The organism is Lysinibacillus parviboronicapiens (assembly GCF_003049605.2).
GTDB classification, from domain to species: Bacteria; Bacillota; Bacilli; order Bacillales_A; family Planococcaceae; genus Lysinibacillus; species Lysinibacillus parviboronicapiens.
Genome location: NZ_CP073713.1, coordinates 2,378,360 through 2,404,789, shown reverse-complemented (window position 1 = coordinate 2,404,789; position 26,430 = coordinate 2,378,360). Strand labels below are relative to the sequence as shown.

At 33.5% G+C, this 26,430-nt stretch carries 29 protein-coding genes and 3 pseudogenes; 10 read left to right on the top strand and 22 right to left on the bottom strand.

Annotated elements, in window-relative coordinates; genetic code table 11:
- Nucleotides 1-129 precede the first annotated feature (129 nt).
- The 3 genes and pseudogenes from C9J31_RS11490 to C9J31_RS11480 all read right to left on the bottom strand — a co-directional run.
- Nucleotides 130-461, bottom strand: a pseudogene (locus C9J31_RS11490) (hypothetical protein); the annotation flags it as partial.
- Nucleotides 462-588: 127 nt separating this feature from the next.
- A pseudogene (locus C9J31_RS11485) lies at nucleotides 589-1,911 on the bottom strand (IS3 family transposase); the annotation flags it as partial.
- A gap of 525 nt (nucleotides 1,912-2,436) precedes the next feature.
- A complete protein-coding gene (locus tag C9J31_RS11480; RefSeq protein WP_107951568.1) occupies nucleotides 2,437-2,649 on the bottom strand; it encodes a hypothetical protein in 213 nt (70 codons plus the stop codon).
- Nucleotides 2,650-2,782: 133 nt separating this feature from the next.
- On the opposite strand from C9J31_RS11480, the gene C9J31_RS11475 reads away from it, so the two are divergent.
- On the top strand, nucleotides 2,783-3,205 hold the full coding sequence (locus C9J31_RS11475) for a hypothetical protein (RefSeq protein WP_107951567.1): 423 nt from the start codon (nucleotides 2,783-2,785) through the stop codon (nucleotides 3,203-3,205).
- 34 nt (nucleotides 3,206-3,239) lie between these two features.
- Here the strand turns inward: C9J31_RS11475 and C9J31_RS11470 are convergent, their stop codons facing one another.
- Both C9J31_RS11470 and C9J31_RS11465 read right to left on the bottom strand, forming a co-directional pair.
- Nucleotides 3,240-3,683: a hypothetical protein gene (locus C9J31_RS11470; protein ID WP_107951566.1), complete on the bottom strand. Its 444-nt coding sequence runs from the start codon at nucleotides 3,681-3,683 to the stop codon at nucleotides 3,240-3,242.
- Between the two features lie 102 nt (nucleotides 3,684-3,785).
- A complete protein-coding gene (locus C9J31_RS11465) occupies nucleotides 3,786-4,379 on the bottom strand; it encodes a recombinase family protein (protein WP_107951565.1) in 594 nt (197 codons plus the stop codon).
- A gap of 207 nt (nucleotides 4,380-4,586) precedes the next feature.
- On the opposite strand from C9J31_RS11465, the gene C9J31_RS11460 reads away from it, so the two are divergent.
- The 4 genes from C9J31_RS11460 (at nucleotide 4,587) to C9J31_RS11445 (ending at nucleotide 8,051) form a co-directional block, all read left to right on the top strand.
- Nucleotides 4,587-4,973 carry a lactococcin 972 family bacteriocin gene (locus tag C9J31_RS11460; protein ID WP_107951564.1) on the top strand — a complete coding sequence of 129 codons (387 nt, stop codon included), beginning with the start codon at nucleotides 4,587-4,589 and terminating at the stop codon, nucleotides 4,971-4,973.
- Nucleotides 4,974-5,037: 64 nt separating this feature from the next.
- The gene (locus tag C9J31_RS11455; protein WP_107951563.1) at nucleotides 5,038-7,212 is read left to right on the top strand and encodes a DUF1430 domain-containing protein; all 2,175 of its coding nucleotides are present in this window, start codon (nucleotides 5,038-5,040) and stop codon (nucleotides 7,210-7,212) included.
- Nucleotides 7,213-7,219: 7 nt separating this feature from the next.
- Nucleotides 7,220-7,849 (top strand): ATP-binding cassette domain-containing protein, encoded by a 630-nt coding sequence (locus C9J31_RS11450; protein ID WP_107951562.1) that lies wholly within the window; start codon nucleotides 7,220-7,222, stop codon nucleotides 7,847-7,849.
- 1 nt (nucleotide 7,850) lies between these two features.
- Complete coding sequence (locus C9J31_RS11445) at nucleotides 7,851-8,051, top strand: bacteriocin-like WGxF protein (protein WP_338016401.1); 201 nt, start codon at nucleotides 7,851-7,853, stop codon at nucleotides 8,049-8,051.
- Between the two features lie 914 nt (nucleotides 8,052-8,965).
- On the opposite strand, the gene C9J31_RS11440 is transcribed toward C9J31_RS11445, so the two are convergent.
- The 7 genes from C9J31_RS11440 to C9J31_RS11410 form a co-directional block, all read right to left on the bottom strand.
- Complete coding sequence (locus C9J31_RS11440; RefSeq protein ID WP_107951561.1) at nucleotides 8,966-9,292, bottom strand: hypothetical protein; 327 nt, start codon at nucleotides 9,290-9,292, stop codon at nucleotides 8,966-8,968.
- Between the two features lie 37 nt (nucleotides 9,293-9,329).
- Entirely contained in the window at nucleotides 9,330-9,470 is a 141-nt protein-coding gene (locus C9J31_RS11435) for a hypothetical protein (RefSeq protein WP_193767237.1), read from the bottom strand.
- A gap of 77 nt (nucleotides 9,471-9,547) precedes the next feature.
- A complete protein-coding gene (locus C9J31_RS11430) occupies nucleotides 9,548-10,003 on the bottom strand; it encodes a hypothetical protein (protein WP_107951559.1) in 456 nt (151 codons plus the stop codon).
- A gap of 678 nt (nucleotides 10,004-10,681) precedes the next feature.
- Nucleotides 10,682-10,849: a hypothetical protein gene (locus tag C9J31_RS11425; RefSeq protein ID WP_193767196.1), complete on the bottom strand. Its 168-nt coding sequence runs from the start codon at nucleotides 10,847-10,849 to the stop codon at nucleotides 10,682-10,684.
- Nucleotides 10,850-11,271: 422 nt separating this feature from the next.
- Nucleotides 11,272-11,412 carry a YczI family protein gene (locus tag C9J31_RS23650; protein WP_274520212.1) on the bottom strand — a complete coding sequence of 47 codons (141 nt, stop codon included), beginning with the start codon at nucleotides 11,410-11,412 and terminating at the stop codon, nucleotides 11,272-11,274.
- 421 nt (nucleotides 11,413-11,833) lie between these two features.
- Complete coding sequence (locus tag C9J31_RS11415) at nucleotides 11,834-12,025, bottom strand: DUF7167 family protein (protein ID WP_107951557.1); 192 nt, start codon at nucleotides 12,023-12,025, stop codon at nucleotides 11,834-11,836.
- 36 nt (nucleotides 12,026-12,061) lie between these two features.
- Complete coding sequence (locus C9J31_RS11410) at nucleotides 12,062-12,379, bottom strand: hypothetical protein (RefSeq protein WP_107951556.1); 318 nt, start codon at nucleotides 12,377-12,379, stop codon at nucleotides 12,062-12,064.
- Between the two features lie 178 nt (nucleotides 12,380-12,557).
- Between C9J31_RS11410 and C9J31_RS23980 the strand changes: the two genes are divergently transcribed.
- Complete coding sequence (locus tag C9J31_RS23980) at nucleotides 12,558-12,680, top strand: hypothetical protein (RefSeq protein WP_274520211.1); 123 nt, start codon at nucleotides 12,558-12,560, stop codon at nucleotides 12,678-12,680.
- A gap of 241 nt (nucleotides 12,681-12,921) precedes the next feature.
- Here the strand turns inward: C9J31_RS23980 and C9J31_RS11405 are convergent.
- The 5 genes and pseudogenes from C9J31_RS11405 to C9J31_RS11385 all read right to left on the bottom strand — a co-directional run.
- Nucleotides 12,922-13,338: pseudogene (locus C9J31_RS11405) on the bottom strand (substrate-binding domain-containing protein); the annotation flags it as partial.
- Nucleotides 13,339-14,275: 937 nt separating this feature from the next.
- Nucleotides 14,276-15,025, bottom strand: a complete 750-nt coding sequence (locus tag C9J31_RS11400; protein WP_238602220.1) for a MerR family transcriptional regulator — start codon at nucleotides 15,023-15,025, stop codon at nucleotides 14,276-14,278.
- A gap of 52 nt (nucleotides 15,026-15,077) precedes the next feature.
- Nucleotides 15,078-15,410 (bottom strand): DUF4870 domain-containing protein, encoded by a 333-nt coding sequence (locus C9J31_RS11395; protein ID WP_107951554.1) that lies wholly within the window; start codon nucleotides 15,408-15,410, stop codon nucleotides 15,078-15,080.
- A gap of 379 nt (nucleotides 15,411-15,789) precedes the next feature.
- Nucleotides 15,790-16,575, bottom strand: a complete 786-nt coding sequence (gene gdh, locus C9J31_RS11390; RefSeq protein WP_107951553.1) for a glucose 1-dehydrogenase — start codon at nucleotides 16,573-16,575, stop codon at nucleotides 15,790-15,792.
- 16 nt (nucleotides 16,576-16,591) lie between these two features.
- On the bottom strand, nucleotides 16,592-17,449 hold the full coding sequence (locus tag C9J31_RS11385; RefSeq protein WP_107951552.1) for a RhaT/GlcU family sugar-proton symporter: 858 nt from the start codon (nucleotides 17,447-17,449) through the stop codon (nucleotides 16,592-16,594).
- Nucleotides 17,450-18,757: 1,308 nt separating this feature from the next.
- On the opposite strand from C9J31_RS11385, the gene C9J31_RS11380 reads away from it, so the two are divergent.
- Complete coding sequence (locus C9J31_RS11380) at nucleotides 18,758-19,099, top strand: hypothetical protein (protein ID WP_054768131.1); 342 nt, start codon at nucleotides 18,758-18,760, stop codon at nucleotides 19,097-19,099.
- Between the two features lie 101 nt (nucleotides 19,100-19,200).
- Complete coding sequence (locus tag C9J31_RS11375; RefSeq protein ID WP_193767236.1) at nucleotides 19,201-19,362, top strand: hypothetical protein; 162 nt, start codon at nucleotides 19,201-19,203, stop codon at nucleotides 19,360-19,362.
- Nucleotides 19,363-19,452: 90 nt separating this feature from the next.
- Here the strand turns inward: C9J31_RS11375 and C9J31_RS11370 are convergent, their stop codons facing one another.
- The 3 genes from C9J31_RS11370 to C9J31_RS23645 all read right to left on the bottom strand — a co-directional run bounded on the left by C9J31_RS11370 (nucleotide 19,453) and on the right by C9J31_RS23645 (nucleotide 22,870).
- Nucleotides 19,453-20,676: a VanZ family protein gene (locus tag C9J31_RS11370; protein WP_238602226.1), complete on the bottom strand. Its 1,224-nt coding sequence runs from the start codon at nucleotides 20,674-20,676 to the stop codon at nucleotides 19,453-19,455.
- A 619-nt stretch (nucleotides 20,677-21,295) separates the two neighbouring features.
- Nucleotides 21,296-22,446, bottom strand: a protein-coding gene (locus C9J31_RS11365) for an IS3 family transposase (protein WP_211634924.1) whose coding sequence is annotated in 2 segments (ribosomal slippage) — nucleotides 21,296-22,173 and nucleotides 22,173-22,446 — 1,152 coding nt in all. Because the reading frame shifts where the segments join, the coding sequence is not laid out codon by codon here.
- Nucleotides 22,447-22,729: 283 nt separating this feature from the next.
- On the bottom strand, nucleotides 22,730-22,870 hold the full coding sequence (locus tag C9J31_RS23645) for a DUF3953 domain-containing protein (RefSeq protein ID WP_274520217.1): 141 nt from the start codon (nucleotides 22,868-22,870) through the stop codon (nucleotides 22,730-22,732).
- An 826-nt stretch (nucleotides 22,871-23,696) separates the two neighbouring features.
- On the opposite strand from C9J31_RS23645, the gene C9J31_RS11355 reads away from it, so the two are divergent.
- Nucleotides 23,697-24,155, top strand: a complete 459-nt coding sequence (locus C9J31_RS11355; RefSeq protein WP_107924382.1) for a hypothetical protein — start codon at nucleotides 23,697-23,699, stop codon at nucleotides 24,153-24,155.
- 222 nt (nucleotides 24,156-24,377) lie between these two features.
- On the opposite strand, the gene C9J31_RS11350 is transcribed toward C9J31_RS11355, so the two are convergent.
- Both C9J31_RS11350 and C9J31_RS23975 read right to left on the bottom strand, forming a co-directional pair.
- A complete protein-coding gene (locus C9J31_RS11350; protein WP_107951719.1) occupies nucleotides 24,378-25,178 on the bottom strand; it encodes an alpha/beta fold hydrolase in 801 nt (266 codons plus the stop codon).
- Between the two features lie 247 nt (nucleotides 25,179-25,425).
- Complete coding sequence (locus tag C9J31_RS23975; protein WP_274520216.1) at nucleotides 25,426-25,548, bottom strand: hypothetical protein; 123 nt, start codon at nucleotides 25,546-25,548, stop codon at nucleotides 25,426-25,428.
- A gap of 122 nt (nucleotides 25,549-25,670) precedes the next feature.
- On the opposite strand from C9J31_RS23975, the gene C9J31_RS11345 reads away from it, so the two are divergent.
- Complete coding sequence (locus C9J31_RS11345) at nucleotides 25,671-26,111, top strand: hypothetical protein (protein WP_107951718.1); 441 nt, start codon at nucleotides 25,671-25,673, stop codon at nucleotides 26,109-26,111.
- Nucleotides 26,112-26,430: the final 319 nt, after the last annotated feature.

The window sequence follows — 26,430 nt, the reverse complement described above, 5'->3', positions numbered from 1 at the left end:
AACTCGACATTAGCGAGTGCCTTGTATTTATCATTGCTTAAATGCTTACCCACTAGCATTGTAAAAGGATTTTCTTTATATCCCAAAATAACAACATCAGCTATTTTAAAATGCTTATATTTTAACTAATTTTGACGCATCATAAATCGTTTTTAATAGGACGTAGTCCTGAAAATCTGCTTCTTCACGTATCGCTTGTTTCTCACTATTTTGGAGCAATTTATAATAACCACTGGGGCTTACATTTGCCAAATAACATAAATAACGTGTCATATTTTTCAACTGATACAGTCGAATGGTATCATTAATTGCTTGACTGGTCCCTTTCCAGCTAGATTTTCTTTGACCGCATAGACTTTAAATTCCGGTGTATATTGAATAGAACGATCTGATACAGATGCTACAAATCGATTTGCTTCTATTTGTCGTATTTGATATTCGTTAAAAATGATTTTACTCATGATAATTTCTCCCGTTCTTAATTTCGTATATTTTAGTATAATGAGATTTTTTTGTGAAATGAACAAAAAACCCCGTATAGGGTCACTTTTTTGAAGTGACCCCTAAAAGTTAGACACGGTTATTTCATTAGGCAGCGGGTTGGGCATGAGTCCGATATTGTATTGGACTCATGCCTTTTAATTTTGCCTTAATACGTTTTGTGTTGTAATACGTTATATACTTATCTAATTCTTTTTTAAAATGTTCCACACTCACAAATTCTTTAAGATATAGAAACTCTGATTTCAGATGCCAAAGAAATTCTCCATGATGGAATTATCATAACAGTTGCCCTTACGGGACATACTTTGCGCAATTCCTCTTTTTTGTAAGGCATGCCGGTACTGCTTCATTTGATAATGCTAGCCTTGATCTGAATGCATAAGTAGCTGGTGGTCTTCAGGCAAACGTTTTAAAGCTTTCTCCAACATTTCTGATAAAAGAGAATATTGTTAGACGAGAGCCAATCGTATATGTAATGATTTCGCCATTAAACAATTCTAAAACAGGCGATAAATAAAGCTTCTCACCAAATAATTTAAACTCTGTAATATCTGTCACCCATTTTTGATTTGGCCTATCTGCTGTAAATTTGCGGTCTAAAATATTTGGCGCAATTTTACCCACTGTCCCTTTATACGATCGATATTTTTTCATACGCACAATACACTTTAAACCAAGCTCTTTCATAATGCGTTGAACCTTCTTATGATTCACTTTTTTGCCACGATTGGTCAGCTCATCACGAATGCGACGATAGCCGTAACGACCTTCATGTTCCTCATAAATCGCTTTTATCTCCGTTTTTAAATTGACATCTGGATCTGGACGATTCATCTTCTTTATTAAATCGTAATACGTGCTACGTGGAATTTGGACGAATGCCACAAGCGCCTTCACCGAATATTTGTGCCTTAATTCAAAGATGACCTTCACTTTGTCTTCTTTGGTGATTTTTCCTTGCTTCGAACTAAGGCATTCAACTTTTTTAAATACTCATTTTCCATACGTAAACGTTCGATTTCTGCTTGAAGTACTTCTGTAGAACCTGCTACGGGTGTTTGTTTTGGTTGTTTATTTGATTCTTTTTTCATGGAAGGTCGCCCCTTTTTCTTTGATTGAAGAACGTCCATTCCTTGAGTTTCAAATTGTTTTTTCCAAACTCTTATCGAGGTAGGAGCAGTTATTTTAAAAGTCGCTGCAGTTTCAATTAAGGACGTACCATGTTCAATCATAAAATTTAGTACGTTTAGTTTAAACTGTTGTGTGTAATTTGTATATGATTTCGAAAAAGCTTCTACGCCGTTATGCTCGTATTGTTTAACCCATTTAACGATTGATTTATGATCTACACAGATTGATTTCCCGATTTTCTCTATAACTTTCTTTGCCGTTTAAATAGCGTAAAACAGTTACGGAATAAAGACTTCAGTTATTATTTTCCATAATACCTAAATAGCCTTCAATTAAAGCATGCTCCTTATGTATGTTATCCAATAATACTCTTACTTTGCAGTCATATATGCCTTTGTTATTTCCTAACTTTAATTTCGTAAAAATTAATAGCATGTGTTGTGACATTATTATCGTAAAAATGTGTGGCAAGTAATCTCGCATTGTCATTCATATTTATATTATCGAGTTTTGTTGGTTGCTGCTGGAGATTGGCTTTATTGATAATAGTGCGGATAATAGGCTTTTTGAATCGAAGTTTGAGGCTATTGTTGATGGGATTTCGAAAGCGATTCTTGAAGGAATTGGCATGAAAAAGGTTAGTAAGTGTTCGACTTGTGGGCAAATGATTGTATAAGAATACAATAGCAGCTCTTTAATAGGGCTGCTTTCACAGAGATCTCCTTCTAACTATTCAAAATAAGATTTAACTACATAACAAAAAATAATTGTTTCATTTAAAACAAAATATTTTCTTGCTTTTTAAAATAGCGCATACAATTTTAACTTACATATGAAATAATTTCTTTGGCGTATATACATTCTTTGCAACTCAAATGAAATGACCCGAAATAAAAAAAGAAGTTGCTCTTTCAAGCCTAGTGATTTATCAAACTTCCAAAAGATTAATAAAAAAGCGACAATCGGAAATCCTGTGTTGCTAATCAAGCCAATTAAAAATTCATATTCTCCCATCAAACCCCCTCCTTTATTTAGTAAAGGGAAATTCATAGATAGTTTAACAACCATTTTTCAAAAACCCTTTAAAAAGTACCTTAATTCCTAAAATTTGTTATAATTTCTGTAAATAGAAAAAGAGGGGGTCTATATGAAGAAAATCATAATTATATTGTCTTTACTTATAATCGTCGTCGCTATTGGTTTTTTAATCGCAAAGAAAGACCAAAGCTACTCTGCAACAGATGTATTAGAGAACGCTGATTTTAACGTTAAAAATCCAACTATAACCATTCATACCGTCGATACAGACAAAGAAGATATATATACGAAAATTGAAATTCCAGAAGAAACGCAAAAAAAGCTTATACAAGCTTTTCAGAATGCAAAATTTGATAAAACAACAATAAATCCAGTTGATTACGATTACCGAATCACCATTTCATTAAATACAGGTTATACAATGTACCTTGTTTCAGATAAAAAGTCATTGAATCTTCTTAGTAACCATGAAAATTATGCCATTGTAAACGATAACGATTTTTTTAGCATTTTAGAAAAGGCAACAAAATAAGAGGCACTTACTCAATTGTAAGTGCCTTTTTTTATTAAGCTGGATATGTTACTTGTCCACCAGGTGTTGTGAAGCTATTTACTTTTCGAGATTTGATAAAGGCAAAGTCGTAATTAGGACGTTCAACGTTAACAGTAAGTGTCATATTACATTTAGCCCAACCACCATTCACCATCGTAAAGTGAGATTCTAAAAGCTGTGTGTATCCAGTATTTACATCGTTCTGCAACCATGATTTTTCAGCAGCGTTCAAAGTTGTTAAAAGACTCATAAACCCTGCTGCTACAGAAGCCGCTGTGCTTGCAACAAATACAAGTCCTAAAACAGCTCCCCCATATGAAGCATATGTGTTGGATACGATAGATTTACTTACATTCTTGTCTGCAAGCAGCTCTACTACTTTCTTTTGTGCACGAACCATTTCTGCGATTTGTGCTGTAGTTACATCAACCGTTCTTGTATCTGAATAAAGACCCATTTTGATTCCCCCTATTGTTTTGTGTTTTTTGTTAGCTAACACTCTATAAAGGAAATTTTGATTTAATTTAACAACCTTTTTTCAAAAAAAGTTTTAAAAAAATTATTCACGTGCATACATTTCGACTTTACATAACATTATCTTTTCTTTTCGCTTTTTACTTTCTCTTTTTAACGTACTAATCGAAATACCTGTGATTTCAGCAATTTGTTTAAATGAATGAGTATCTTGTAAACTCATCGCATGGTCTAACTGTCTTTTCGTGTATTTATTGGGCCTGCCTTCCCGGAATCCTGGTTGCTGTTTAGCAATCGCTTTTCCTTCTTGGGTACGTTCAACAATAAGATTCCTCTCCATTTCAGCTACAGCGAGTAACGTCTGTAAAAAGAAACGCCCCATTGTCGTATCTTCAAGCAATCCAATGTTAAGCACATGTACTTTTACGCCTTTTGCAAATAACTGTTCAATAATCTCGATGCCTTCTTTAGTATTACGAGCCAATCGATCCAATTTGGTTACAACAAGCTTGTCACCTTCTTTTAATTTAGACAGTAGCTCATTTAATTGTGGTCGGTCTGTTTTCGTTCCTGTGAATTTCTCTTTATAAATAACAGTTGCCCCTTCATTCTCTAATGCTTGCAGCTGAACATCTAATTCTTGTGACACAGTTGATACCCTCGCATAACCATAAATCATAAAAAACCTCTCATTTCTATACTATCATTAAGAACCTAAGTTATGACACCGCACAATACCTTGATAATACTACACCGACCAAACGGTATCAATACTATTAAATTATGACACCAAACATAATTTGCATTTACAAAAATTGACTTTAAAAGCAAAATATGTTAATATTTCACTTGTTCCAAAAAATAGTATAAAAAGGTGGAATTTGTAATGAAAAAGTTTTTAGCAGGATTAGCAGTTTGTGCATGTTTAAGTGCATCAGCAGGAGGAGCTTCTGCAGCAGAATTATCTACAGATGAGGGCGGTATTGATTTAGATGCATTAATAGCCCAAGAAGAAACAGGTTCTTTCTTAATTGATGATACTAATGGCATCGCTTTAAGAGCAGCTGTATCAGCTGGAGGCGGTACATTTAATGTGATTTGGGGATTGGATCGTCATACTTCAGAGTATAACCATCCCTCAAAAGTACATAGATCAAGCGCAGGTAATAGCAATACCAATCTTCGTAGTGAATGGCAACAACCAGGTAACTTAGCATCTGTATGGATTAAATCTTCACTTTGGGGTAATACAGCAAATTGGGATGTTAAATAAATATTAAACAAAACAAAGTGTAGGGATTCCCCCTATACTTTGTATTTATTGAAAGGATATATTCATGAGAAAAATAATATATCTACTTTTAACTATTGTGATAATCACATCTAATTTATTTATTTTTTCTATATATTCAAATAATAAAGTAATGGATTTTTTATATCAAAGAAATCAAATTGTTACGATTGACTATAGTTATGCCAAAATAAACTTCAATATTAATGATCTTACTGAACATTTAGTTCAATTCTCAAAGAAAAATAATATTAATATTTCTCAATATAATTTCACAAGCGAAAATTCTTTAAATATTTACTCTACGAACGTTTTAAAAGATCCTTATATAAAATTAAAATCTGGAGAATTTCCGATTGAGAAGCGTTTTATCTCTAATCGCTTAAAAGAAAATGAAAAAAACCAATCAGGTATTTTTTACTTTCCTCTATCTAATTGGGAATTTAATATATATGATTTTAAACAGATAAAAAATATAGGATTCAAAAATGATTTCTATTTGAGTAGTGTAGATAAAGAAATTCTCCATTCTTTTACTCAAGAATTCTCTCCATACGGTAACATACAAACCAAAAAAGAAAACATAAATAGCTTAGTATTAACAAATATCTCTTTATTAATGGTGGTTATTCTTTCTTTTGTCATGTATATAATAGGGATGTTTTATTTTTTAATCCAAAAAAGAAAAACTTTACTATTATATTATATGTGGGGGCATTCAAAAACGAAAATTGTATATTCTTTTTTAAAACCCTTTTTATGGTACTTAACTATTATATTAACATTAATATTAGTAGGAACAACTGTAAATTCAGTAATTTTTAAACAAATTTATTTTTTAGAATATTTTTACCCACTACTAGTGAATATTTCAATTTTTATGATTCTTATATTTTTCGCAGTACTAGGTATTTTATTAATTTTCAAATTTAATAAGTATAATCATAGTGTTAAAGGTGCTTTACCATTTGGAAAGATCCAGTGGATGTCGATCATTTTAAAGACATTGGTATCTATCGTCCTTTTTAGTATGATTAGTTTTACTTTTATAAAGTATAATAATTTAACCTACAAATTAAATAGTTTAAGTTACTGGGACGATACTCAAAATGTATTTCGTATTCAAGTAGGCGTTCTAAATAATAATATTTCGGATGACTTAAAACTCGATAGAGATTTAAATGATAGATTAAGTCTCTTTTATGAAAAAATCAAAAAAAATAACCAGGCCTTTCTTATAGAAGCCGAAAAATTTAGTGTTATAGATTATAAAGATGGAAAACCTATATATAGCTATATGTCAGGGATTAAAAATACAAATGAAATTTATACTCCCCAAGGAAGGCGTATTCTCATTGATGAAAATTATCTAATAGTGAACCCTATTCAAAGTAGTAATGGTGTGCCAATTATTAAACAGTTGAAGAAGGATAAAAACACCTTGAATGTGTTAGTACCGGAACAATTGAAGGTTGTTGAAAGGGATATTGAGAGTTCATATAAAGAATGGTTTTATTTCCAAAGCGTTGAAATTGTCAATATGTATAATAAAGAACTTAGTCAACCATTAGTGGAAAAGGAAATAAATGATTTAAAAATTAATATAATCTATACTAAAAAAGGACAAGAATATTTTACATATAGTAATTATAGAGGAAACCAAAAAAATAGAGTGATAGATCCTATCGCTATTTTATATTCAGAAAGCCTGGATACCTCTACAATAGGAGCATATGCGACACATTCATTATTTTTCTTAGATAATTCGAATGGAAGTGCCTATGAAAATATTGCTTCATCATTAGAAGAAGCAAACGTTAAAGAAATAAATAACGTAGTGTCTGTTTATAGCGAAGCAAACGATCAATTAATTGAACTAAAGTGGGAATTATTCCAACAACTAGTTGCTTTAATTATTGTTATTATATTTTCATTTCTACTTTTTATTGCATATATTTGGTCTTACTATAATGCACATCTTTATCAATTAACCCTGAAATATTTGTTCGGTTATTCTTATTGGAAACGAAATAAAACTATTATTTTTATAGCTAGTTTCTCTAATATTTTAGCAGCTATATTGGCGCTTTATTTCTTCAAAAGTACTAATGTTATACTATTACTACTTTTAGGAACTTTATTTTTGGAACTTCTATTTTTTAATATATTTATAAATTTTTTGAATAAGAAAAATATAAACAAAGTAGTAAAAGGGGATTGAGTATCTAATGATTGAACTCAAAAATATAAGTAAAAGTTTTTTTGGAAAAACGATACTTACAAATTTTTCATTGAACATTAGTAAAGGAGAATTTGTTTCTATTATTGGTGAAAGTGGTGCAGGTAAAACGACAGTTTTAAATATGATTGGGCTATTAGATAAGCCTGAAAAAGGTACTGTATCTATAGATGGTCATCTAAATCCAAATAGTAAAGTTACTATGTATTTACGAAGGAATAAATTTGGATATATATTTCAAAATTATGTGTTAATGAATAATGAAACAGTTAAAGATAATTTACTAATTTCGCAGGCATATAGTAACAATTTTAATAGTGAAACAATGATAAATAATTTAGAACTAGTCGGCTTGGATGCTACATATTTAGAAAAGAAAGTTTACCAGCTAAGTGGTGGTGAACAACAGAGGATTGCTATAGCAAGAGTAATGCTAAAACCTTGCGAAATAATATTAGCAGATGAGCCAACAGGAAATCTTGATGATTTAAATAAAGAAGTTATCTTAAATTTATTTACACATTTAAAAGATACCGGAAAAACTATTATTTGTGTAACTCACGATAAGGAAGTAGCTGAACGTTCAGATAGAATAATCAATATAGAGAGGAGAGAATGAGATGATGAAAATCATAGCATTATCTATAATTAATTGTATATTAATTTTACTAACTGTAGTTATACATAAAATTATTTATAGAGTAATGTTGTTGGGGTATGATAATCTAGTTACATATTGGGGACTATTTATAGCAATTTTTTTAGTATTAAATTTGCTTGTAAATATAATGTTTTATAAAGAAAATAATAAGATACGGTAATACTCCATATAAAAAGAGTAAGTAATTTATCAACTGCCATAAGTTATGACCGTTTTTTGAAACTGAAAAAAAGTGCATTAATTTTAAAGATAATTTAATATATAAAACTAAAAGGACAAGAATAGTTAACTAACTATTCTTGTCCTTTTTTGTTATTTTCTTTTTCTTTGGATACCTAGGGAAACCATAGTGTTCAGATTGCTTTTTTACACCCTCAATGATTTTACGTTTTTTTCATCAACTGCACTCATTTTCTCATCACCTCGGTTTTATTTAAGCGTTATTCATATCCATACAAAACAACTTTACATAACATTAGAAAAAGGCAGTAACGACAAAAGATAAACCCTTGTCATTACTGCCTTTTCATCTTTGGCATCTATTATTGTCTATGCATAATTTTATACATCGTTGAGTTTACAGCATTTTTCCACTGTTATACAGGCTGCAGCCTGTATAAAATATTGCATATTTCACCTGCTACTTCACCCATTAAATCAGCTCCAGCAGCCTCCTCGTCCCTTAAACATAATTAACTGAATTGCTGGCATATCATTGTGATTGTTGTCAATAAACCACCAACTGCTACTACAAAACGTGCTGATAACTTCAATTTCAATTCTTTATAGTATAATTCCATATACTCTACCTCCTAAATTGCAATATTCTTTCGTACCACAAAAGTGTCTTTGTGGTGCGAAAATCAATAAATATTTCGTACAGTACCATTGAAAAAATACTTATATAATAAATATCAAGAGAAACATCAAACACTTTTATCCAGAATGAAATTTATTTTTCTCCCATCCCATATATGTACAAAGCCCAGATAGAACATCATCTCTACAAAACCACCCTCTTACGCTATGCTCAGTCCGGTACCACTACGGTATATGGACTTGACCTCATATGCGTTAATTACCCATATACCGCATAGCCAATGCCCATCGATTCTTGCCATGTCCTAGTTCTGAATGGATTTGATCCATCGCTTCCCTTGCAGCTGCATATAGTTGCTTATCATGTTCGCTCAGAATACCATAGTCTGCCGCACGTCCTATTTTTCTATTTTCCAACACACGATTCATGATCTGTTTCTGCTCACTAGGCATTAACTGATGCATACGCTCACGGGCATATGCATGCCTAAAACCATGACACTCTCGGCCAGCTTGTGTCACTCCAGCTCGTTTGCACGCTACATTTACACCTTCTCGTACCGTTGAATAAGATACATTCACTATTCGCTCTCCTGGAGATTTTTTTACCATCCAACCTTCAAGTCGTTGTTCTTAAGCGCTGTGGTACATCTACCTGTCTAAAACGACCGCCTTTTGTAATCCCTGTACCTTTTTCGATGGTCAAACACCAACCAATACCCCTTTCATTAGGAACAAAATGTTCTACTCGCTCGTTCACAGCCCCTTTGATCCGCAATCCCATTTCTCGCATCAAATCAATAGCTTTGGTTACCTCATCTGAACAATTATCGCGAATTAATTGCACTTCATTTTCAATGTAAGATCGATTTTGGGCATCAGAGCCCATTGCATTAGAGGATTCTCTAGACGTTTCTCAGGGCAAAACCTTACTAAAGCAGACGGACTATCTTCAAAGCGCTTAGAACGCTCTTTAAATCCCTTTTCGAGCAAACGAAGAGATGTTTCAACATTCACACGGTGCCCTTGTGAAACTTCCTTCTCCCTCAAATAAACAAGGTAGGACACATAATGCCCTTCATTCAACTCATTGATTGACTTCACTCCAAGCTCACTACGGCACCATTTTACAAAGTTTTGAGCATCAGACATTGTATTGGCCATCTGCTTTTTAGAGTGAATACCACTAGTTCCAGTTTTTTTCGCCTCACATTTTGATTCGCCAATTTTATCTATCGCCTGCAGTGACTCTTTTACCTCACGAACAATGGATGTGCGTCCTCGTCTCGCCATTGTACTCCCCCTTTTCTTCTAACTACAGCGTCATTTTTGCCCTCGCTTTGCTCGGGCGCTCCACCTTAGGAGATCGTTGTCTACGCCAACAGACCTCCTAAGGTGTCGGATGCATTTGTGTTCCGTTATGTATTCGATTATCAATGTGCATGCTTCAACTTTACGCGCTTTGTTATCGGAGTGCGCCATATAATCTCCGCCCATTGACACGACAACCACTATTCGTTTTCCCTGATTTGTTTCTGGAAAGGATAAATAGCTTGGATTGCTCCAAACACTTAAAAGCTGTAGAGATTGTATTTAATCCAACCTCTAATTTGTTACTCAAATGCTCTCGGCTTACTTTGATAATGCCGTTGTATGTAAGATCATAAATCAATTTTTCTAGCACTTTTTCTTCTAGTTGCTCCTTTTTTGAAGCAAAAAAGCGTTTCACATAGTAGACCAAGTCTCTCTGTAAAAGCCAGTAATAGTACGTTTGGCTTCCACAAGGGGGCTGGGCTAAAGTCCTTCACGCCCCTAAAACATAATAAAAATAGCTCTCTATATAAATCCTTAAAGAAAACAAAAGAACAGGAAATATGAAATATGTAAATTCCATGCAACTAATTATCAGTCTAGCATTTATTATTTCTCTCTCTTCATAATGTTCCTTTTCTTTATCCATTTGATGCTTCGCTACAATGTATGCACCAAAAGCTCCTCCAAACATACTAAGGACTCACCAAAAATAGTTGCTACAATTGTGCCGTCGATGATAAACAAATGGCTTATTAATGAATATAAACCACCTAAAAATATTGCTATGAGCACTAATAATATACTAATAAAAACTTTATTCACCATTAAATCCCTCCTCCTAAATAATAAATCAGGAAGGGGTGGTTTATCATTGACTTTCTATCTTCAGCAGCAAGTACTATCGTTTGAACTAAGGAACTAAGGGTAGACTCGATAATGCCCACTGTTCAAAATAAATTACACTCTCAAAACCACACCAAACTCGGCCCTCTCAACTCATAGTGTTTTGGCTGTTTGATGCAGTTTTCAAAGCATAATAAAAACCCTCATCCCTGCTCAGGATGAAGGCTCGTCTATTGTGGTAAACCTATTTAGTTGTCGATAGCTCACTTTTGAAACTGCGGTGGTGCGTCACCGCGTTATTACTGGAAAGCAAATTGTGTTAGTGCATTTCCGTGCACTTAGAAAGTTTGACTGAAAAATATTTGGAAAGTGGACGAAGTTCACATATTAATCAGCTCCTTTATTTACATCCATACGAAACTTTGAATTGACACATATACTGAAAATAAAAATAGCCCAATCAGTAACCAACCATAAACTTTGTTCTCTCTCTGAAATTCTTCAATCCCTCGAGTTAACATGACTAAACCCGAAAAGAATACCATTAAAAAAATCAGATCGTAATCACGTGTTATAAGTAGATAAGCTGAGAGAGAGACTACTATGATTACAAAAACAATTTGTAAAATATTCAGCATAATATTCCACTCCTCTTTAAATTTCATTTTTATTTATCATACAATAAAAAAGAGGTAGTGGAAATCATTGTAAAGTTTCAGCCCTTTATATTATTTAGATACCTAATCTCTTTAAAAAATATGGGCCGGCCATGTTTGTCACGCTCGGAACTAGTCTGCCAAGCACAGGTCGGTCGTCGGTCTGTCTTTCCCTAATATTTAGGATTTTATAAATACCAAGAAAAGAAACATTTACCTGTCCGACCTCCCCTTTAGTTTACCCCTCTTGTTTCTTTATCACCTAATGTTGAAAGTATGGCAACTTTGGAAAGTGTGAAAACTTTGTTCTTTATTCGTTAAAACTCCATCTGCCATCAATGTAACTTGCAGCCCATTCTCTCCATTCTTGCTCCAAAAACGCTTCTAAATCCTTATCGTGTTCTGGATTATAAGCTAATTCTTCAAGAGTAAATTCCTCTTCCCAGTTAGCTCCTACATATCCGATACCTAAATTAAAATGTACTTTTTTATTTAAATCCATTTCGATCACCCCATCATTTGTTTAACAATGTTTTCTTTAATATTTCGTACATGCGTATGTTGCTATCCAACGTTGAGATTTGCCGTCCAACATCCAGTTAAGGACTTGTAACTCTCTATCTCCTGTTACTCTATCGAGAAGCATTTGAACCTCTAATAACTTTTTCTCGTACTCTCCAACACGTTTGTTGTTCTTTGAACGTCTAATAGCCTCCTGCATAATTGGATATCCTACACCGCCTACTGCTTTAGGTAAAGTAGCTTCGATGCCGTATTGTGCTGTTTTTGCCCCGACAACCATTTCTGCTCGCATTTCTTTGATTGCATTAACCATCCAGTGGTAGTCCGTAATCATTGCGTCTAACTATCCTGTGTAAATGTTAATACTTGCCCATGTTTGCCCATATCGGTAGCCTCCTGTTATAATACTAGTAATCAAAGGGCATGAACCAATTCTGGACTGTAGCGTGTGAAGACGCTGCGGCTTTTTTGTGTGTTATAATTACATTAACAAATATTAGGGGGGTATACCAATGCTTGGTATCACGTACGTAGTCTTCACCTTTGCCATGGCAGCGACAGTCATTGCCGTACTTAATGACATGAAGATCAAGAAATTAGAAAAACGCATCGAAGTACTTGAAAGAAATAAGTGATTTTAATATATAATTGAATATAGAGCTATGTTTTAATTGCTCTTTTTTCTTTTAATCCTCATATTATTGTTCATTAAGGTTCTTTGTTGTTATGACACTCTCCAATGAAAAACAGAATATGTTAACTAAAATAAAAATTTATTTTAACCTATAACCATACCATTATTTGGAGGTGTTTTTTTGTCTGAAAAGATCAATTTCATTGTCTGGCTGCTTAAAGTCATTCATTGGTCATAATGGGAGCAATTTTCGACAATGCCTCATTTTGCTCTGCATCCGCATTGTAATAACTATTTATAATCAGATCCGGTTTTAAAGTTAGAATCATCTCTAAATCACCTGGATGTCCAACATCAACTATTCCTGCCGTTTTACCTTCATAGTAACTATGATTAGCATGGATAAGATTACTACCAACGATTGGAATATCCATCACCAAGAAATCACCAAGCGTCGGACCAATATAAACGACCCGTTTGGGATGTGCAGGTATTTCAACTTGTTCACCTTTAATCGTTGTATATTGTATTGTTTTCTCGCTTTCCTCTACCTGCACATCAGATGCATTGCCTCCAGAATTACTACATGCCGATAATATTAGCAACAGGAGGAACACCCCCGCCCATATTATAATTCGCTTTCCACGATGCTTCTTCACACTTTGTTGCCCCTTTCCTTCTTACACTTAATTGAAAATGATTATCATTTACGGCATTATTATAGCTTGTGGGAAATGGGGAAACAATGGAAAAAACGCAATGATTTATTTGGATAAATGTCAATAGCATGAATAGAAAAAGCTTCAATTTGTCCCGTATAAAAAAATATTTAACAGCTTCGATGTCATTCTCAGTGTCCAACCATCTTTAATGTTCTAGAAACGCTCACATGAAAAGTGAATAATTCACAAATTAGATGCATTATGCATCTGGGAAAAAAACCAAACTAAAAATAATCAAAGCCCAAGCTCAACATGAATTGAGACCTGGGCTTTTGAGGGTTGGTTACCCTATGACAAGATTACCTTATTAGATTACTACATCGTTCTGAACAAATAATGAACAAAAAGGTTGATTATTTACAAGTAACAGTCCAAGAAAGTGACATAAAACCTCTTGCTACGATGGCAAAGCCATTGTTTTCATAGCTTAGATGCATATATATTTCGTCATGAACAAAGTAGGAGTTAATGAATATACCAATAACTATAGCCCAATAAATATTAAAGAAACTATAATAAAAAAAGCTATTATTAAACTTTTTACTTATTTTAAAGATATCTTTCTTCTCTAACTCCTCAAATACTTGATTTAGTATCTATTTCTTCTCCTCCTTTATATTGTGTGGATTTGGATAACAAAGAGTGTTAGGATTTTATTCACTTTTTCGTTGTCTTTAATTATGGATTTTATTCTCTTGAGCATGCGAAGTTATATCCACAATATTAACCGCAGCAGTATCATTAGTTGTACCATATTGGCCAGAGAAATCACGGTTGTCTATTACTGGGTAACCACCTGCTCTCGAACGTGTTTATGGTCAGTCGTGGTCTGTCTATTCTTAATTTTTATCGCCTGTTCCTATACATAATTAAATTAGTATGAATTATTTCTATAAAACTCCATAGCCTCTTTTAAAAATTTTTGCTCCTTTGCTGTAAAAGGATTTGGAAATGACAATGATTCTGTGGATGGCAGCTTTTCTTCAACCAAATCCAAATTTCCTTTCAAAGTTTCATCCATAAGCAATAGCAGTGTTTCAATAGTTTCTTGTGTTTCTTTCGAAGACGGTATAGCATCAGTAGACGTTAAATGTTTGATTTCAGATAAAACTTTCGTCCATTTTTTATCTAAATCAATTTCTTCGGATTTTTTTATATTAAATAATTCATCAGTTATATCTTTAGAAAAGTGCTCTTTAAACCATTTTTCTGTATCTGCTACAAACATTAATTTTTGAAGCATCGCACAAAATATTTCAATATTGATGATTTCCTCATCTTCTATTGTTTCCATAAGATGGTTTAAATCGGATAATATATTAGTAATCTCAAGCTTTTTTGCTTCAAATAAGTGCTTTTGGTGTTTTAAAGATTTTAATATAACCTCGCCTTCAACAGTGTTTTTTTGAAGCATGATTTTAATATCCTTTAAAGATAATCCGAGAAACTGCAAGGATTTAATGTTTTGTAGAATAGTTAAATCCTCTTTTGAATATCGTCGATGTCCACCCTCTGTATAATCTCGCGGTTTAAGTAGGTCTATACTGTCATAATATCTAAGCGTTCTAATGCTAACACCAGACTTTTGCACAAGTTCCCCAATTGTAAATACACCTTTTCCCAACAAATAACCTCTCCTTTTGTTCCTAAATTGAACCTAAAAATCCTTTGTTTTTTCAGACTTTAAAGTAACGTATAACGGGGTAAGAAAACTTTTTCCCTTTTAACGTATAAATTGCTGCAATTATAATTAATATTGTTTCAAGTATAATAAGTGCAAATGAAAGAACAGAAGCCGCACTCCATTTTGTAGAAATAAGAGTTAACAACAAAAAGACTGGGAAGAAAGTAAAATGAAGGTTCATCCCTTCTTTTGCATGATCGGCAAAATATTTATTTCTATCCTTTGATACCAAGTATACTAATATAGGTAACACAAAAGTTAATAATAGCGAGAACAGATGCATTAAACTTGCCAATCCTCTATTTAATAGACTCTCTTTTTTCATAAAACTGCGCCTCCAATAGCGTAAATTATTTAGTTGTTACCTTTTAATTTAGTAACTTCATTCATCATAAAAGGTGACGCTACTGGAGATTCAAGTACAAAATTAATTTTAATCTAATCAATCTTTATTTAACCACTTCTTTGTTGGTCAGATGTGCTAATAAAAAACGCCGAACATGACTTCAACATCATGTCTATGTCTAATTGAACACTAAGAAAAGAATTGGATGCCTATATTCATTCCTATAATCACAACGTATATAGGCAAAATTAAAAAATCTAAGTCCTTAGTTCAATACCGGACTCAGATTTAGAAGTTGCTTAAATTATTTGTCTAACTTTTTTTGGGGTAGATCAGTTTTGCTCACAGTCTTTTTTACTTATCCACGACCAGCTTGGAATGAAGGATATAAAGTCATTCCACCATCAGCGAATAAAGTAATGCCGGTTACATAACTAGCTTGTGATGAAGCAAGCCATGCTGCTACTGCGGCAATTTCTTCTGGTTTTCCAATATAGCCCATCGGTATCATACTTTCAACATCCGCTCGTTTTTCTGGATCAGCAAATTTTTCAGCATTTATGGGCGTATTGATCGCCCCAGGACCGATATTATTTACACGAATTCCCTTTGGAGCATACTCTAACGCTAATGTTTCTGTCATTAACTTAATGCCTCCTTTACTGGCGGCATAGTGAACAAACAACGGCCAAGGAATTTTCTCATGAACACTAGACATATTGATAACTGTTCCTTTAATATCATTCTCAACAAAATATTTAATTGCTTCTCGACTTCCTAAAAATGCGCCTGTTAAATTTGTATTTATCACTTTATTCCAATCATTTAGTGGCATTTCATGTGAAGCTACTGGGTTTTCTATCCCAGCATTATTTATCATCACATCAAGCGTACCAAACTCATCCACAGCTGTACGAATCAGGTTTATCACGTCCATTTCCACTGTAACATCACCTTTAACAGCAATGGCTTCACCACCAGCTTTTATAACTTCTTCAACCACTTCATTTACTTCTGCTTCATTGGAACGATAATTAATGACAACTTTTGCTTTTTCTGTTCCAAAGCGTATTCCCATCGCTTTTCCTAATCCCGTTGCAGCTCCAGTAATAACAACTACTTTTCCCTCTAAATCTGGATACATAATTTAGTCCTCCTTTTTATCCTTTAGCAATTCCTAACATGATGCCAGCAGCGACTATAAAAACAATACCAATAATGATTGCTATGAATTGCCGTTTTGTTTTTTTCTCCCCTAATATAAAAATCCCGCCCAAAGTCGAGATTACTATGCCCATTTGAGAAAGGGAAAAGCTAGTTGCTACTCCTACACGTGGCTGAGAAATAAATAAAAACATATTTCCAGCCGCCCAAATTAAACCAGGAATTATATTGCGAATGGCATATTTATTAAATGGTTTATGCTTAAATGTTAATAAAATTCCGCCAAGAACCATTCCGATTGCTTGCGGCAATAAAGCAGACCATCCACTTACATTAAATAGACGTATAATTACTACATATACTAAATAGCCAAAGGTTGAAACTAATAAAATCATAATTCCTTTTTTCAAATTATTGACTTGTTCTTTTTCTTTCTCTTCAGGATTTTGAAGCGTTGTGAGAATGATACCAACAATGATACTAAAAAGTGCAAGAATACCTAACACAACTGATATTGTTGTAGACCATTCATGAAATACAATCACTCCGAATAAAGTTGTTGATACCAATTGAAGCCCAGTCGAAATAGGCATTGTTTTGGAAACACCCATTAAATCAATACTTTTCAATTGATTTGCTTGTCCTAATGCCCAAAATAAACCTGATACAATTCCTACACCGATAACTAAAGGTGTTAAAACAGGTTTTACAAAAATATAAATGGCTATAGAGAAAATAAGGGCGCCCAAAGTTGTACCTAAAACTTGACTATATGGTCCTCCGCCAAGTTTAACATTAAATAACACAATGCTTCCCCAAAATAGAGCAGGTAAAATTGCTAGGAAGATATCCATTTATATAGACCTTTCTATATTTAAATTTCATATTTCTAAGAAGGATTGAACAATATTTTTCACTTCTCCCCTTTAATAAATTTCTCACCTCATTCCACATTCCTATTCTTTCACTGTTTTTGATTTCTAAACAAAAAATCTTTTTATCTTATTAAACCCTAAATGGTAAATTTTTTAGATTTTAAATTGATTAAGTACAGCTTAAGCTCTCCTACTTCAAAGTATCGCATCTTCTATTTATTTGGCTGTTGTTCGGTTTTGTTACTACCCTGTCCTAAAATATGGACAGGGTTATTTTTTTTACTTCATCATCATATCAATTACTCTTTCACGCACTCACTGTACGCTGTCACTATAAACCTGTTAACGAATCTAGTTATCTTTCATTCTCATGTACTTACACAATTTAAATCTGTTTGCCCTTCTAAGTTGTGGTATAATACTGTAGTATGCAACATCAAAGGGCATAATCAATTCTAGGCTGTAGCGTTTGATCACGCTACGGTTTTTTTATGTTAAAATTTACATAAATTACATATTAAGGTGATTTAAATGATATTTATCAGAAAATACTTATATATTTTTTACTTCGTACTATTGTTTTTACTTTTATCAGTTGGAGATTATTTCAAAAAAGGTAATTGGGATTTGCGAGAAAATTTTTTTTATTCCTTATTTGCGACAATTGTTTATGCATTTATAACATGGGCATGGGATAGTAAAAAATATGAAAAGAAATAGCATGTTGTTCAGTTAATCTCTAGGCTGGAGCGTTTGATCACACTGCGGTTTTTTTCGTGCTTTCAAACTATGCTCTCCCTTCCCCAATTTATTTCTTCTGCTACACAATATCTTTCGATTAATCTTCAACACGCTCCCAAACAACTTCTTCATCAATAACTCTAAAGCCACGATACGCCATGTACTTCTTGTCCTTCAACCGTCACCCCTGCACGCATCAAATTATGACGAAGGCTTTATGTCCTTTTCGCTCTCGAAATCAATGTCCACCATCACCTTAAATGCTTATCGCCCTTTCTCCTGTACAATTTATTCCATCCTAATATTGGTAGTTATCTAATAGATCTCTCGCTGTATTAGGTGTTTCTACTACGGAATTATGTCTTGGTATATAAATTCACCTTCGTTAACAATTTTTCTTTTGAAAAAATTTCTACTAATTAAACCATTTATTTCTTTAATATATAAAATTGTGATTAATAAGACTAGAGAGTGTAACAGTGTACTACATATTATGAAAATGTAATCTGCAGATTATAATTTTTTATTTGCAAGGAGGTGAATTAAATGCCTTTAACTACTGGTCCAATTGAAAATACAGGAAATCAACCAGCTAATGCAACTAGTGTTCGTGTCAAAATTCTCAATCTTAGTGGAGGTTTATTAACTGGAGTAGTAAGAGTTTTTAGACTAAACGGCTCAAGACGATTATTGTCAACAACTCCTTTTGCCGCAATTGCTAATGGTTCTACTTTTGTAACTCCTGGTGTAGGAGGTGCTGCTCAATATGAAGTTGAAATTGTCCCAAATCAAAATGGCGGAATATATAGCGTTTATGGACGAACAGCTTCAGGTGTTATCATTACTGCCCAACGGTTTGTAAACTCAGAATTAACGCAGATTCTTTAATGTTAAAGTTAATATCGAAAAGCCTTATACTGTTATAAGGCTTTTCATTTATAGTCATCTATAGTCATCTTCTTTCTCTTGTTTTACGTCGAGATACGCAATTGAAAAAATATTGTAGAAATGCTGTTGTGGATGAACAAGTTGACTTAGAAACACCAGTTACATTAGTTGTAAATCAAGAATTTGGTGGTAAAGCATTAGGTCGACAAGATTATGAAGTAAGCAATAGAAATAAAAAAAGTCACTCATTCCTTTTCAAATGAGTGACGACTTTTTAATGCTCCGTTATTTTACTTTTTACTAGTTGTCTTAAAACGATGTTCGAATAGAATAACTCTTGAGATGCTTTAAGCCTAGTTTCGGCGTGCCTGAATTAATGTAAACCAATCTGAATCCCCATTAAATATTCCACTCACTCTATATACAGGCTGATAGAATTCCTTTGTGTCATACATGAATGTAAGCTCCATCCCGGTTATTTCTAGTTTATCGCCCTTTTTTATAACCATCATATTATGGGTTAAAATTGCATTCCTTTTTATGAGAGGAAATTCCCCTTTCTTTATACGTTCATACACATCTTTAGGGGTTAAGATATCCACTTCCCGTATAAAGTGATGTTCTTGAAGCCCATATGACACTGCGTAAATACTGCCATCTTTTTTTAACCCAAGTGATAGATCCCCAGACCAATAATCTTTATTTATATGGGGTGTATCTGAGAGTGACCACTGAAACTGGTCTCCCTCTTCTGTTATAAGATCAGCTTTTTGAGGAAGTATATCTAGATTATCCATTATAGCCATTGCCTCTTGACGCATTGGTCCTTGTTTCGTCCATGTAGCTTGCTGAGGTGTATAATTGCTGTCGGTTAATGTCCAATTTCCTTGTGTCGATTGAAATAAAGTATATTGAGACCCTGATTTATCTTCTAATAGAATCCCACGGTCCCTTTCCTTAGCTGCTGTCTTCACTTCAGTTAACCCTAACTTCCGATACAATATATCCCCCACTTCATCCGAATGGTTTACTTTCTTATATACGGATGCCATTGTGGGTACTGAATTTAGTTGCATGGATGTTGTCAAATGTACGTCTGTCATATCCCATTTAGAATATGAATTAATCGGCAGATTTCCGAACTCCTGCTTAGCATAAGCAATAGTTATACCCGCAAAAATGAAAACCATGAGCAGAGGTATGGCTAAACTTCCTAACAGACTTTTCATGCGAACTTTTTTGTGCTGAATAATAGACGTGTATAGTCTATAGAACTGGTATCCAATTACTCCTCCCAGCGTATTGTTAAATAAATCATCCAGCTCAAAAATCCCTGCGCCAGTAACTAACTGGTAGATTTCTATGAATAGTGTAAAACATACGACAACAACTATGAGCCATTTAAATGTTGTAAGCTTTCGACTAAGAAGAGGAAGCAACATTCCCATTGGGATAAACATGAGTATATTATAAATACTGGGCTGAAGTTTTTTATAAGAATAGCTATTCCATGCTTCCACATAGCCACTAAACAGATGAAGATTCATCTCCTTATAATGCGAGCTTCCCCGACTGATAATTGTTAGATTAAGGACTAAAGCAATATATCCGATGAATAGAGCGATCCAAATAAGCTTCTTTATATGAATTTAGAGGTTTTCCCTCTAATTGTTGCTTTCTATAATAGCAAAAATAATATAGAGCAATGCATATGCATTCAAAAGCAACAAATGCCATTATTGGCAAGATGGAGAATTCTAGTAGATAATAAAATATGTGCATAATTCTTAAGTTTAAATCCTCCTCACAAATAGTTAATGAAAGGTACCCTCTATTTTATTGAGCTACAATCATTCATTGAACATGGTATTAAGATAATGATATTCATTTTTCAAGATATTCTTTTTAATTTTGTAAAAATTGCCCATCATGAATGAATTAAAAGTTGAGTTATTTCATCTCCCTTTTTACTTGCTACTTTCTAAGTTACTTCAGTATAAATGACAAATCTTAATAAATAATGTATAAAATTCTTAATTTTTCTTAATAAAGTAGCATTAGGTAAAAAAACAAACATTTTTTAATAATTAATTTTATCAACATAAAATAATGTTGAGATTGTCTCTGTGGAAATAAAAAAACAGGCTCAACATTCGGGACTGACCCCTGTATATAAGACAGAGATCAAAAAAGCATTTACCCAACCAGTTGTCGATATTGTACCGGCGACTGGTTGTTTAGTTTCGCTTGTATTCGGATATAGTTATAATACTTTACATAGTCTTTGACAGTTTGTTCTACGATTGCCGTCGTAGTACGCCTTAAATTGTCTAAGTAAAATGTTTCAGACTTTAATGCAGAATGAAATGATTCAATTGGGGCATTGTCAGCGGGCGTACCTTTACGGGACATGCTCATGATAATGCCTTTCCCTTTTACGGCCTGTTGATATCGATAAGACGTGTACACCGAACCTTGGTCACTGTGTAGTGTACACCCATCGGGTAAAGTACCTAGTTGGGATAAGGTATTCAACACAAAATCAGTATCTTGGCAATCACCAATCGAGTAGGCGATAATCTCGCCATTATATAAATCTTGAATACTTGAAAGATACAATTGTTTCTGACCAAATGGCAAGTAAGTAATATCGGTAACGAGCTTTTGTAAAGGTGCAGTTGCCTCAAAATTACGGTTCAATAAATTATCTGCGATATAGTAGGGTTGTCCAGTTTGTTTCCGTTTTTTTACTTTTACTCGACACTGCCAACCATATTTTTGCATGATACGTTGCACGACTTTATGATTCACGCGTATTTCTTGGCGTAAGAGTGCAGTAATTTTCCGATAACCATATCGGAATTTATGCGCACGACAGAGTTCTCCAATATGTCGTTCAATCGCCTGACGAGACCTTGCATCCGCAGATGCCTGTTTCCAACGATAGTAGGTAGATCGTGCAATTCCTAAATGTGCACATATATCCTTCACGCACAACGTTTCTTTTAGCGTCTCTACTAACTGTACAGCTACTTCTCCAACCACTTCCTCTCCAACTCTGCGTACTTTTTTAAAACCTCAATTTGTTGCTTTAAATAACGGTTCTCCATTACTAATTTTGTTTGTTCATTCTCATATTCAGGACCTTTACCAAAGGTATATTGTTTACCTACAGGTTGTTCAAATCGGTGTATTTCTCCGTTTCTATACCAACGCATCCATGTTTCCACTTGTGTTTTATGCCTTATATTTAATTCAATTAAAACCTGCTTCGTTGGTATACCAGCCAATCGCATCTCAATAGCCTTCATTTTTACTTCGTATGGATAACTCACTCTTGTTCCCATAGAAAAAACACCTCCTAATTGAAGTTTAGGTATCTAAACCCGAATTCAATCGAAGATGCTTTTTTTATTTGTCTATACTTTTGGGGTCAGTTCCTTCATTGAGTACCTGAACTTTTTTGGGTTGGTTTCCCTATAACAAGATTGCAATGTTAGATTACTACTCACTTTCATAGATTACTTAGTCCACCAAAATTGTGTTAACACATTTCCGTGCACTTAGTAAGTTTGACTGAAAAATATTGGGACAGTGGCTAAAGCTCACATATTAATCAGCCCTTCTATGTTAGAGATAAATGAAATTTTGAATGGATACAAATAGTGTAAATAAGCAAACAGCGATTAGTAGCCAACCATAAATACTTCTCTCTCTCTGAAATTCTTTAATTCCTAAAATTAACATAAATAACCCTAAAAAGAATATCATTAAAAAATTCAGCTGATAATCCCGTGTGATTAAGCCATAAGCTGAGAGTGATATGACTATGATTGAAGAAACAAGTTGTAAAATTTTCAGCAACACTTTCCGCTCCTCTTTTAAATTACACTTTTATGATAAGAATTTTGAAATTTTGTTATTTTTATTATACAATAAAATAAATCACATGGATATAAATACCAATTTATTTTCTTAATCGTCTATCTATCAGTCTAAACGTAAATATTACAGACATAATGTCTAATATTGATACAGTATAATTAGACTGGTTGGAATTAGAAAAACGTACCGAAGAGCTTGAAAATAGAATTAGATTATCACAAGGGGGTTGTTATTTGAAAACTATAGCGGGAACAATCTCTCTATCTGTTTCTTTTACTTTATTTATTTGTTTGGATTAAAAATGGAACATTCCATTAAATATGATGCAGGGTTCTTCTTTTTTCCTATAATTTTATTGATTCTTTCTTTCATTTTTTTCAGAATAGATTACAAGCATAATACAAAAAAATAACTACAAATTTACTGCACAATAATTTTCAAATAGGCTTTACATCAATTATCAGAATAGTTGTACTATTGATACAACCTTCCATAAAACCTCGAGTATAACTTTGTCCTCGAGGTTTTTTATTGTTTAACTTCCTCTACTAATCTCTTTCTCTTTACCTGACAACCCCGTTATGATTAAAGCATAAAATACAGAAAAGCACCTGAGCGGGGTCAATACAAAAAAACTCTACTGACAGCAACTGGTATTAATGATATAATTCAAATAATACAAATATATACAATAAAGGGAGTCAGTCACACATTGAAAAAACTATTTTTAAGCACTGCTCTTGTGCTATCACTTGGTCTTGCTGGGTGCGGTGATGATTTGAGTAAAGAGGCGCCCGTAGAAAAGAAAACAGAACAAAAGACTGGCAAAAAAGAAATGACTTCTGTACCTAACTACACAATAGAAGAAGAGCATATAGACGGAAGCATTTGGTATGTAACATTGTTAACACCTTCAACTTCCGAAGAAGAATTAAATGCCTTGGTGGAACACACTGCTGAGTTAGCAAAAAAGGAATCCCTAATAATAGATTCCATTTTTGTTAAAGTGAAAACGAAGGATAGCGTCGCTAAATCATATGCTGCTACTGGTAAAGTTGCATTGAGTAATAGGGGTAAAGCCCAAACCGGATTGGCGGACACTAATAAATTTGAGTTTGAGTATTATGTAGATAAACGCTTGCATGTATTAAACAACGTTGTAAATAATTAAAATAGCAAAAAGTCACTCATCTGTAGTGACCTCAAAAATTAGCTACTTTATTTTGTAAGGATTGAGTTCGGTATTGTACCGGACTTAATCCTTTTAACGTTACGTTAATTCGTTAGCATTCCATATTTTGTTTCAAGCTCTTGTTAAGCATTCCATGTCTTCTATGCTTAAATTCAACTGCGTCAAACGGTTGTTACTTGAGCTATAGCGCTTAGAGAACTTCTATAAGCGCTTGTTTTGCAACGCATTTATAACAGAATGTTTCTGGATAAAGGTATCAATCTTTTCGTTTAATTTAACGACTGCTTTTGTCGGAATTTGATGCTTTTCGTTTTCTAAAAACACGAATTCATTATGAGGTAACTTTTCATGTAGTAGATGGGCATATTGATGAAATGCTTTGTCTTTCGTACCAAAAACAAGCAGAACGGGCGAATTTATATCTTGAAGTCGACTTGTACAATTATAGCGTAGACTATAATTGTAGTACTGCTGGATATTTCGTGCATCTCCGTAGGATGCATCTTTATATAGTTTCCTAAAAACTTGTCGTGTGTTAGAATTTCCCCATGCAACCGCAAGTGTCAGAACAGAAATAGCCTTTTTATTTGCTAGTTTAACTGCTAAAGCAATTCGTTGTTTTAAATAGAAATCCTTCACTTCAGACATTCCGCTAATTATGATACCACCCAATCCCCTACTCGGATTCATCAATAAAAACTCTAATAAAATCGAGCCACCAGTTGAATATCCACAAATAAACGCTTTCTCTATCTTTAAATAATCCAATAAATTAACAATATCATTAACAATGAGTGGATACGTGATCGCTTGTTTGGAATACACACTTTTTCCATGACCTCTAATATCAAAGGTAATCACTTTAAATGTTTTTGATAATTGTTCTAATTGATAAACAAAATTTGTGCTTGTTAATAATGGAGGATGAATGAAGACGATTGGCGTCCCCTCGCCCTTTACTTGATAGTATATGTTACTACCTTCTACATCTAACATTGGCAATTCTAATCACCCCGAATTAACAAATTCTTTTTGAGCATGCTGATTGGTTAGTAGTATGTATCGTCAAGAATTATAATATTCTTTTACATGTTGAATACTTGCTCTTATTTATTTCAAAGGGTGGGTAATGTTGCCTTAGTTAGTCAAAAGAGATACTACTATGAGAAACAAAAAAACCAAAATCGCTATTTGCAATCTGGATCCATAAACATGCCTTGGAATACACTTTAAAAATGCAAAATCTACATTAATGGTCATCGTTTTGATGATCATTTTGGTTATCATCTTGATTTTCTTGCTGTTCAGATGGTTCTTCTGTTGAATCTGGCTCTTGTTCATCATCAGCTCTTCCACATCCGAACCCGAACAATAATCCTGAAGATATTCACCTCATTTAGGGAATTTTTATTCCTCGAGATACTTATTTCAATACATTTTGGTTAAGCTAGTGAATGTTACAAATATATACTACTTAAGGAGATGAAAAAGTTTATGGGTAAAGCTATTGAAGTTGGACTCCACGCAATTGTGGTCCTAAATACTGGTGATGATGAAGAGAATGATGAATTAGAAATTCGTGGCACCCTTATTGCACAGGCAGGACTTTCACCAACCAACATTCGAGAAACACGTGAATTGTGGCACATAGGAGATCATGACATTATTGGTATCGAACAAGGTGACAATCATGTAAGCCTCATTGGTAATTTCCAAACTATGGTTCTTGAAGATTATGAAATATTGGTCATTGGTGGTCACATAGAAGAGGATGATACTTTCAGTGAGGATGATTATATGAGCCACAATTTCCAAGTCATAACTCAGGCGGAAATTGACACTTTTCACCCTAACGGAAAACATTTCCCTATATTCTTTTCCCAATCTAATCAGCAAGTTCGAGTTGATTATACGATAAGAAAAATAAATATTTAAGCTCTATGTATGTCTGCTCAATCTTTGGATTGTTTTATCCAGATTTAATCTACCTACAAAGATTTTTTAAAGTTTTTAATCCGTTACTAATAGAAAATCATTCACCAGGCACTCATTATAAAAGTGAGTCCTGGTTTTTATCTTTTCAACCCGCCCAGCTACAAATGGATGCTTTAAAGGTACTCATTTATGGCTTTTTCCTTATTAACATTGAATTAAGTTAGAAATCGTTGATTTATTAATTTTCGGATTTCCTCAGTAATGGAAGGCCTTCTTCTGTCTATTTGGCAATGTACGCATTGATGTCTTGTAGTTTTGA